Origin of the sequence: Nocardia noduli (assembly GCF_019038455.1) — a bacterium.
Taxonomy (GTDB): domain Bacteria; phylum Actinomycetota; class Actinomycetes; order Mycobacteriales; family Mycobacteriaceae; genus Nocardia; species Nocardia noduli.
The window spans coordinates 1-8,767 of record NZ_JAFMPL010000178.1 but is presented as its reverse complement, the minus strand read 5'-3'; the positions used below and the strand labels follow the sequence as shown (position 1 = coordinate 8,767).

Annotated in this window: 8 protein-coding genes and 1 other annotated feature; of the genes, 5 read left to right on the top strand and 3 right to left on the bottom strand. The window is 59.6% G+C overall.

Features of this window, described 5'->3' with window-relative positions; genetic code table 11:
• From JZ792_RS39955 to JZ792_RS39940, 4 genes are all read left to right on the top strand, one after another.
• A partial coding sequence (locus JZ792_RS39955; protein WP_216918088.1) for a transposase occupies window positions 1-454 on the top strand: 454 nt, incomplete at its 5' end.
• A gap of 58 nt (window positions 455-512) precedes the next feature.
• Window positions 513-1,747, top strand: a protein-coding gene (locus tag JZ792_RS39950; protein ID WP_254191021.1) for an IS3 family transposase whose coding sequence is annotated in 2 segments (ribosomal slippage) — window positions 513-798 and window positions 798-1,747 — 1,236 coding nt in all. Because the reading frame shifts where the segments join, the coding sequence is not laid out codon by codon here.
• Window positions 797-925, top strand: a sequence feature (AL1L pseudoknot). (Overlaps the previous gene by 129 nt.)
• 304 nt (window positions 1,748-2,051) lie before the next feature.
• Window positions 2,052-2,872 (top strand): IS5 family transposase gene (locus JZ792_RS39945; protein ID WP_254191019.1). Its coding sequence is split into 2 segments (ribosomal slippage): window positions 2,052-2,406 and window positions 2,406-2,872, totalling 822 coding nucleotides; the frame shifts between segments, so codons are not numbered across the junction.
• Between the two features lie 149 nt (window positions 2,873-3,021).
• Window positions 3,022-3,330 (top strand): transposase, encoded by a 309-nt coding sequence (locus tag JZ792_RS39940; protein WP_216918086.1) that lies wholly within the window; start codon window positions 3,022-3,024, stop codon window positions 3,328-3,330.
• A gap of 283 nt (window positions 3,331-3,613) precedes the next feature.
• Here the strand turns inward: JZ792_RS39940 and JZ792_RS39935 are convergent, their stop codons facing one another.
• The 3 genes from JZ792_RS39935 to JZ792_RS43140 form a co-directional block, all read right to left on the bottom strand.
• The gene (locus JZ792_RS39935) at window positions 3,614-3,808 is read right to left on the bottom strand and encodes a ferredoxin (RefSeq protein ID WP_216918085.1); all 195 of its coding nucleotides are present in this window, start codon (window positions 3,806-3,808) and stop codon (window positions 3,614-3,616) included.
• Window positions 3,809-3,821: 13 nt separating this feature from the next.
• A complete protein-coding gene (locus tag JZ792_RS39930; RefSeq protein ID WP_216918084.1) occupies window positions 3,822-5,009 on the bottom strand; it encodes a cytochrome P450 in 1,188 nt (395 codons plus the stop codon).
• 146 nt (window positions 5,010-5,155) lie between these two features.
• Window positions 5,156-5,842 (bottom strand): thioesterase II family protein, encoded by a 687-nt coding sequence (locus tag JZ792_RS43140; protein ID WP_308165636.1) that lies wholly within the window; start codon window positions 5,840-5,842, stop codon window positions 5,156-5,158.
• 1,468 nt (window positions 5,843-7,310) lie between these two features.
• Between JZ792_RS43140 and JZ792_RS39920 the strand changes: the two genes are divergently transcribed.
• The coding region (locus tag JZ792_RS39920) for a beta-ketoacyl synthase N-terminal-like domain-containing protein (RefSeq protein ID WP_216918082.1) at window positions 7,311-8,767 on the top strand (1,457 nt) is incomplete at its 3' end.

Sequence of the window (8,767 nt, the reverse complement as noted above, 5' to 3'; positions counted from 1 at the left end):
AGCGGTCCGTTTGGCGCGGCGGATCAGCGAGCTCGGCGACCAACTGAAATCCAATCGTGCTCAGCTGGACGAGATTCTCGCCGATCATGTCCCACAGTTGCTGGCGTTACCTGGAGTCGGTGCGGTCACTGCCGCGGTCATTCTCACCGTGTGGTCACACCCCGGCAGGATCAGAACCGAAGCTGCACTGGCCAAGATCGCCGGAACTGCTCCGATCCCAGCGTCATCGGGGAACACCACCCGTCATCGGCTCAGCCGGGGTGGTGACCGGCGGCTCAACAGGGCGATCCACACGATCGTGCTGACTCGGATGCGGACCGACGACGCCACTCGCGCCTACCTGCAGAAGCGACTCGCCGCCGGCAAGACCAAACGCGAGGCCACCCGCTGTCTGAAACGGTATGTCACCCGCCAGATCCACCGAACGCTGAAGCAGGTCCCCGCAACGACTTGACAAACATAGAAGCCTCCCGGTTTGTCCGGAGACTTCGTTCCTTGGGAAGGATGGAGTCATGTCAGGATCGCCGAAGAGGTACCCGCCCGAGCTTCGTGAACGGGCTGTGCGGATGGTCGCCGAAGTCCGGTCACAGCATCCTTCGGAGTGGGCGGCGATCGCCTCGGTCGCGAGCAAACTCGGTATCGGATCGGCCGAGACCCTGCGCAACTGGATCCGTAAGGACCAGGTCGACGCCGGCCAGCGCCCGGGTGTGAGCACCGATACGGCAGCAGAGATGCGCCGATTGCGGGCGGAGAATCGAGAACTGAAGCGCGCCAACGAAATTCTTCAGTCCGCGTCGACTTTCTTCGCGGCGCAGCTCGACCGCCGAAACAAGTGATCGTCGACTACATCGACACACACAAACAGGAGTTCGGCGTCGAGCCGATCTGCAGGGTGCTCACCGAGCACGGCTGCCCGATCGCGTCGTCCACCTACTACGACACCCGCGACCGCCCGGCTTCGGCACGCGATCTGCGCGATGAATTCCTTACCGCCGAGATCGCCCGTGTCCACGCCGAGAACTACTCGGTCTACGGCGCCCGCAAAGTCTGGCTGCAACTACGACGAGAGGACATCGAGGTGGCCCGCTGCACCGTCGAACGACTCATGCGCAAACTGGGCCTGCAAGGCACCCGTCGCGGAAAGGTCAAACGCACCACGATCGCCGACCCGCAAGGCCGGCGTGCCGAGGATCTGGTGCAACGAAAATTCAACCCGACGGCCCCGAACCTGTTGTGGGTAGCCGATTTCACCTACGTCTCGACATGGTCGGGATGGGTATACGTAGCGTTCGTGATCGATGCCTACGCGCGTCGGATCGTGGGCTGGCGAACCTCGACCACGATGACCACACCGCTGGTCCTGGACGCGATCGAACACGCCATCTGGACCCGTGCCCGCGACGGGATCACCGACCTGTCCGGGCTGATACACCACCACGACCGCGGCGCTCAATACACCTCGATCGCCTTCACTGACCGGTTGATCCAAGCCGAGATCGACGCCTCGATCGGCTCGACCGGCGACAGCTACGACAACGCTCTCGCCGAGTCGATCAACGGACTCTACAAAACAGAACTGATCAAACACCGAAAACCTTGGCGCACAGTCGAACACGTCGAGATCGCCACCATGGAATGGGTCGACTGGTACAACCACCGCAGACTCTACGAATACTGCGGCGACATCCCACCAGCCGAACTCGAAGCCCTCTACTACGCTCGACACAGGACCACAGTCAACCGCTGAGTTCACACATCAGAAAGTCTCCGGACTCACCGGGGGGATTCAGACCGAGGTTGCATCCGGTGACAGAACCCCGGACCAACTCGTTGCCGACGACTCGACCGGTCTTGACCTCATAGACCACAGCGTTGTAAAGGCCCCGATATTGCGGCTCTGCGCTTGCTCGGGTCGTGAGACCGCGTTTGAGACCTCCAACGCCAACCATGCACGTCCAATAGGCAGATGCTGGAGGCCTGAATGGCATAGTGAGCTGGCTAAGAGATCAGTTCAGAATGAGTTGTTGTATCGGTTTGGTCTGCCGCACGATATGTCCGATACTTCCGGGGTGGGTGATGAGGTGGTGACCGATGCGTTGTGGGCGCGACTGGAGCCGTTGATTCCGTTGCCGCAGCGTCGTTTCCGTCATCCGGGTCGGCGGCGGTGCAGCGATCGGGCGGCGTTGGAGGGGATCTTGTTCGTGGCGCGGTCCGGTATCGGTTGGAACCAGTTGCCGACGGCGTTGTTCGGAGCCTCGGGTGCGACATGCTGGCGGCGGTTGGCCGACTGGCAGGAGGCCGGGGTATGGCAGCGACTGCACCAACAGGTACTCACCGAACTGCGTGCCGCCGAGAAACTGGAACTGTCGATCGCTCTGGTCGACGGGTCGCATCTGCGGGCGCTCAAAGGGGGGACCACGTCGGCCCCAGCCCGGTCGATCGGGCGAAACCCGGCTCCAAGCACCATCTGATCACCGACGCCACAGGAACACCCCTGGCAGTCACCCTGACCGGCGGAAACCGCCACGACGTCACCCAACTCATCCCACTACTCGACGCGCTACCGATCATCGGCGGACGCCGAGGCAGGCCCTGGCGCCGACCCCGATACCTCTATGCCGACCGCGGCTACGACTACGACAAATACCGCCGACTCCTGCGCGAGCGAGGAATTGTCCCGGTCATCGCCCGCCGCGGCACTGCCCACGGCTCCGGACTCGGCACCGTGCGCTGGCCGGTCGAACGCAGCTTCGCCTGGCTACACGCCTTCAAACGCCTACGTACCCGCTACGAACGCCGCGCCGACATCCACCACGCGCTACTCACCCTCGCCTGCGCGGTCATCTGCCTCCGAAAACTCATTCTGAACTGACCTCTTACTAGTGAGTCTGTCTGTGGTGCAGCATCTTCCGGACGGGTCGTTCCTGTCACGGCTGGCCGACAAGGCTCAACGGCAACGCAACCGCCGCAACCAGGCCAGGGGCACCGGCGCCACGCAGGAGGGGGGTGCTGGCACGGGTCGTGGAGTACGAGATCGGCAACCGCGGCCGTGACGATTCGGGCCTGATCCGGTTGATCACCCCCCTGCTCGACCACGAGATCGCACCGGCGATCGAGCTCGCTGCGGCCTACCATCATCGGTGGCAGATCGAAACCAGGTTCGCCGAGATCGAGACCAGTCAGCGCGGCAGCTACCGGGTCCTGCGCTCGCGCAGCCTGGCTATGGTGCGCCAGGAGATCTGGGCCCTGCTGACCACTACGGCTGTCGTTCATCCGCACCCTGCGCGTTGTCCGGCGGCACATCACCGGGCAAGCGAGATTTCCCCCTGACCGATTGACCGCAGCCACTGCTCACGCCGTCGCCGAGATCCTCGAACGCCCCAACTCACGCCGCCACCGCAGCTATCCCCGGGTGATCAAACGGGCCGGTCGTCACAAGTTCGGCCGAAAAACCTGCAGCACACAAACATGAACCACGCCGGTCGACCCGAGATTCGACTACGCCACCGCGCAAGTTAACGGCATTGGCATCAAACCCGGGGCGACTCAACACTTTCTCAGACCGCGGGTCTGACTGCATCCCGTAGAGGGCAACCCCGCCTCCTTGCGTCTTCTACTCCTGGGTCCGTAGCGCGCCCGATGGGCAGGCCTCCACTGCCGCGCGCACGACGCCCTCCTGGTCAAGAGTCGGTGTCTCAGCGTGTGCGATAACCAGTCCGTCGTTATCATCCTGGTCGAACAACGCGGGTGCGGTCAGCGCGCACATCCCAGCGCCTATGCAGCGATCGCGATCGACAATGAGATTCATAGTGTTTCTGCTCCTACCAGCTAACAGGCAGTTGGTTTACGCCGAAGATCTGGCCGCTTCCCAACTGCACCTCGTGAGCCGGAATCGCCAACTGCAGATTAGGAAAGCGAATCGCCAACGCATGGAAGGCAACTCGCATCTCGACGCGGGCCAGCTGCTGGCCAAGGCATTGATGGGCGCCGTGGCTGAATCCCAGGTGCCCGATTGTGTTTCGGTGCAAGTCGAGAGCATCGGGACTGTCGAAGCGCGCCGGATCGCGGTTGGCGGTCTGGATGGACACCGCGACCGTCTCACCGGCCCGGATCAGTTTGCCGCCGAGCTCGACGTCTTCCAGTGCGGCCCGGGCGGTGCTGTGGCTGATGCTCAGATAACGCATCAGCTCCTCTACCGCGTTGTCGGTGAGGTCCGGATCCGAGCGCAATGCCGCGAACTGCTCGGGGTGGGTGAGCAGTGCGAATGTACCCAGCGCCAGCATGTTCGCCGTGGTGTCCAGCCCTGCGCCGAGCAGGAAGGCGCCGATACCGGCCAGTTCCTCGTCGGTGAGATCGGTCGTAGTCAGGTCGCTGAGCAGATCGTCGGTGGGAACGGTACGTTTGTCTGTTACAAGGTCAGCGACATAGTCGACGATGGCGGTGTAGGCGACCATGCGTTCCTCTGGGCCTGCCGTGACGTCGCTGGCCTTCTTCGCATGTTCCTGGAAGGTAGTGCGATCCGAACTGGGCACACCCAGCAGTTCACAGATCATCAACGCCGGGATGGGACGTGCGAAGGCCGTCATCAGATCTAGTGGGCCACCGTGCTTTTCCATCGCATCGAGATGCTCCGTGGTGATCTGATCGATCCGCTCGGTTAACAGTTGCATGCGTCGTACTGTGAACTTGCCGGTCAATAACTTTCGGTACCGACGGTGGTCCGGGCCGTCCATACCGGCGAGGGCACCCACCGGTGCCGGCGGCATAGGTCCATAGTCGGCATACGGATAGTGCTGGAGCTCATGGCGGGCGCTAAAGCGAGGATCCGCGAGCACTGCGCGGACTTCGGTGTGGCCGGTGGCCAGCCAGCCCTGGTGGCCATTGGCGAATTGCATTCGGGTCAGAGGATCGCGCTGCCGGATCTCGGTCAGCGCGGCGGGTGGGTCGAAGGGGCAGCGGCTGGACCGGGTGGTCGGCAATTGTGTTGCGACGACGGGTGCTTCGCTCATCGGATGGCTCCATTGCTGAGGGTCAGATTTCGAAGTCTGCCTGAGCCGAATTGGCATGGTCACATGTGTGGACGCTGCGGCTGGGATCTTCAGGCGACTATCTACCGGTGGGAACAAAAATCTTGATGCGGTGGCGTCTACGCGGGCTATCCGGGAGGGTATGTGTGCTCGGAGAGTTTCTGCTGGATGTGTGTGATAATGCTATCGACGTGCTTGGTTAGATAAAAATGGCCACCAGTATGTATATGAAGCTCGAAACTGCTGGAAGTGTGTCGTTTCCAACTGCTTGCTTCGTCAACAGTTACCCGGGGGTCCCGGTCGCCAATATGGGCAGAAATCGGTATTGAAACCTCAGTGCCTGGTTCGTGGAAATATGTTTCGATAGCTCGATAGTCTGCGCGTACGACGGGCAAGATCATCCGGACAATATCATTGTCCGCGAAAGCTCGGCTGTCCGTACCGCCTAGCGTTTTGAGCTCTTCAAGGAGTTTCTCATCCGACAGTGTGTGCGCTATTTCTAGGCGATAGCGAGACGGCGCGCGTCGACCAGAGACAAACAGAGCGATCGGGCTCTTGGTAATAGATAGTCTTTTAGTCACCTCATAAGCTAAAATCGCTCCCATGCTATGGCCGAATAGGGCCAGCGGCTTGTCTGAGAAGCGCATATTATCCGCAATGGAATCTGCGAGAGCGGCTATGCTTCCGGCTGGCGATTCATTTCGGCGATCCTGCCTCCCAGGATACTGCACAGACAACACTTCAACTTCGGGAGGCATCGCCCTAGATAGCGGCAAAAAGAAGCTTGCGGAGCCGCCAGCGTGAGGGAAACACACGAGTCTACTGCTTGCAGTTGGCGACGGATTGAACCGTCTGAACCACAGGCTTACCTCGGTGGAAGTGCTCAATTCGGGTCCTTTCGGTCAACGATTGACCCGGGCCAGGGCGTTGTCTTCTGGTGGCGAGGTCGCCCGCGATGAGGATGCATCAGGTCCGAGTCACTGGTGTTGGTCCTGGAGTAGTTGACTTCCCGTGACGAGGATCCTGTTGCGATTGCGACGGTTGTGCTGAGCCCGTTCTCGTAGGCGCAAAACGTAAGAGTGAACGGGTGCCATAGCATTCGGGCACGATGCACCGGGTTCTGTTCTGCCTCAGTGCATCTCATAACCCCCGCCTCTGGCACTATGACCCATGGCGGTCCGCTCTGGCACTATGATCCATGTCACGTCACCGCGTTCGTTGACATGGCAAATCCGTAGCAGCTCGCATTCTGGATGCTGGCCAACCGGGTTTGCCCATCCTCATGCGCTCCATGGCAACGTCACGCCGCAATGCTGGACGATCGGCCACAAAACGTGTTCTATCAGGAGCGTCGCTAATGGGTGATGGGTGGTGAGTCGAAGTACTTTGCCGTTGTAGTCGGGTATCTGCGTACATGCTCGAAGGCCGATTCAGCTAACTCTGCGCGGCCGCAGATCGTTAGTGCAGCTATTGACCTGTGGTGTCGGTGGTGATCTACTTATGAACATCGTTTACTGGCGATGTTTTAGTCATCGGGGGATGTAATTGTTGTGGTATGCAACCAGTGTGGGGGACTTCGAAGAGGTTCGGATATCGCAGACCGAATTGGTTAGCGGCCGAGGCGCGGAGTTTAGCTATGCTCAAGCGTTCAGCTGCTTTCAAGTTGGGTACCGTCGATGAGGAAGTCTGCAACGAATCGGTTGGAGATCCCAAAGTCGGTAGCGGGTTCAATCTCTGTCTGCGGTAGAAGTGTTACACCTTCTCGTTGGAGAATTCTGGCTGGCGCCGAGTTTGTTGAACCGAATTTGCGATGTTGTGGGTCGGGCCCATGATCAAGCACCTCCGCATACGAAGGATGTTGATTGCCGGCACCAGACCGGCCCGATGTTCTCGCTCGACTAGATTGACGTAGGCGGGATATACCCGCCCGGGATCATAGCGGTCGACTGATTTTAGGATTACCTGACGTGGTGCGGTTCGACGCCACAGATGGGAGTGATTCTCCATCGGTCGCTGGTGTGCGATGTGGCAGAGGCGACGTAAGGGGCGGTCGCGGGCGTCCTTGAGATCGTGGTTCGGGGAGCGGTGTGCAGCGGTCGTGATCTATAGCGGAGCCGGCGCACTGGCTCAGGGCCCAGACAACCATCCATCCACAGCAGTGTTTCACCGACGAACATCTCACTGGTAGCCGACTAGTGGTGTGGATTTCGGCGCGGTCATTGCAGACCTCGGTATGGGCCGATCATTCTGCTTATAAAAATTTTGAATGGGGAGGCTTTTCTGATGTATAACGCTAGCGCTGATGGTATCGCGGTTGTGGGTTTGTCATGTAAACTTCCGGGTGCTGACAGCCTTGACAAATACTGGCAGCTTTTGATAAATGGTCGCAGTGCCGTTAATCAGCCGAACGCTACCAGTGCTGGCGGTAGATACGTATTTCCCAAAACGGCAGGGTACCTAAATGGCATCGACGGTTTCGATGCTGATTTCTTTGGTATCCGTCCGGCTGAGGCGGCGACGATCGATCCTCGTCAATTGCTCATGCTTGAGCTTTGCTGGGAAGCGATCGAAGATGCGGGTATCTCGCCAGACGCATTGAAACGCCGTTCTGTGGGAGTGTTTGTTGGGGCATCGCGCGACGAATTTGGCGAATCGATAAGAGTCGGCGACTCGGATGCGTATGCGGCAGCTGGAACCCACCGTGCGATGATCGCCAATAGGGTCTCGCGCTTCTTTGATTTTACGGGTCCAAGCATGGTTCTGGACAGTGCGCAGTCATCATCGCTGATTGCTGTCCATCTGGCCTGTGAGAGCATACGTCGTGGTGAATCTAGTGTAGCAATCGCTGGCGGGGTTAGCTTGATGGTAACCGGCAGTAATGTGCAGATGATGGATAATCTCGGGGTTATATCCAGGCAGGGTGAATGCAGGGCCTTCGATGCGAATGCTGACGGATTCGTGCCCGGTGAAGGCGGTGGAATAGTTTTGTTGAAACCGTTAGCCCAGGCTTTGCGTGACGGCGATAGGATTTACTCAGTTATTCTTGGTGGTGCAATCAACCAGGATGGTGCTAGTACGGATTTCATGGCTCCGAGTGTCGCGGCGCAAGAAGAGCTATTTTTGTCTGCCCTTCGGCGCGCCAACGTCGGTAGTGATCAAGTCCGCTACGTCGAGCTACATGGAACCGGAACTGTTGCAGGGGACTTAGCGGAGGCTGCAGCCCTGGTTTCTGTTTTTGGTAAGAGGCGCGGATCGGATGGATCATGGTTGCAGGTTGGCTCAGTAAAGACAAATATTGGCCATTTGGATGCGGCGGCGGGGATAGCTGGCTTTATTAAAGTGGCGCTGGGTCTGTTGCATGAAACAATTCCTCCGAGTTTGAACTATGCTACACCCAACGGGAGTATTTCTGCAATCGATTCTGGCGTGGCTGTATTGCGTCAGGGCTTGGATTTGTCTGCAGATGACGGCAGGGCCGTCGCCGGGGTGTCCTCGTTCGGTATGGGGGGGACGAATTGCCACATTGTCGTAGCGGCGCATTCCGCCAGAGCAAATAATTCGGACACCAGTCAGGCTTTTGGGCTGGTGCAAGAGTCGGCCACCACTCATGGGTTGGTGTGGGTGTTGTCGGGGCGTAGCGGTGAGGGCCTGCTCGCGCAGGGGCGCCGGTTGCAGGAGTGGCTGCTGACACGACCCGAGCTGGATCCGGTGGACGTGGGGTGGTCTCTGATCAGTACCCG

What these genes read in the sequence shown, in the direction of transcription:
- JZ792_RS39935 (WP_216918085.1), bottom strand. Translation starts at nt 3,808, where the DNA reads ATGAATCTCATTGTCGATCGCGATCGCTGCATAGGCGCTGGGATGTGC.
- JZ792_RS39930 (WP_216918084.1), bottom strand. Translation starts at nt 5,009, where the DNA reads ATGAGCGAAGCACCCGTCGTCGCAACACAATTGCCGACCACCCGGTCC.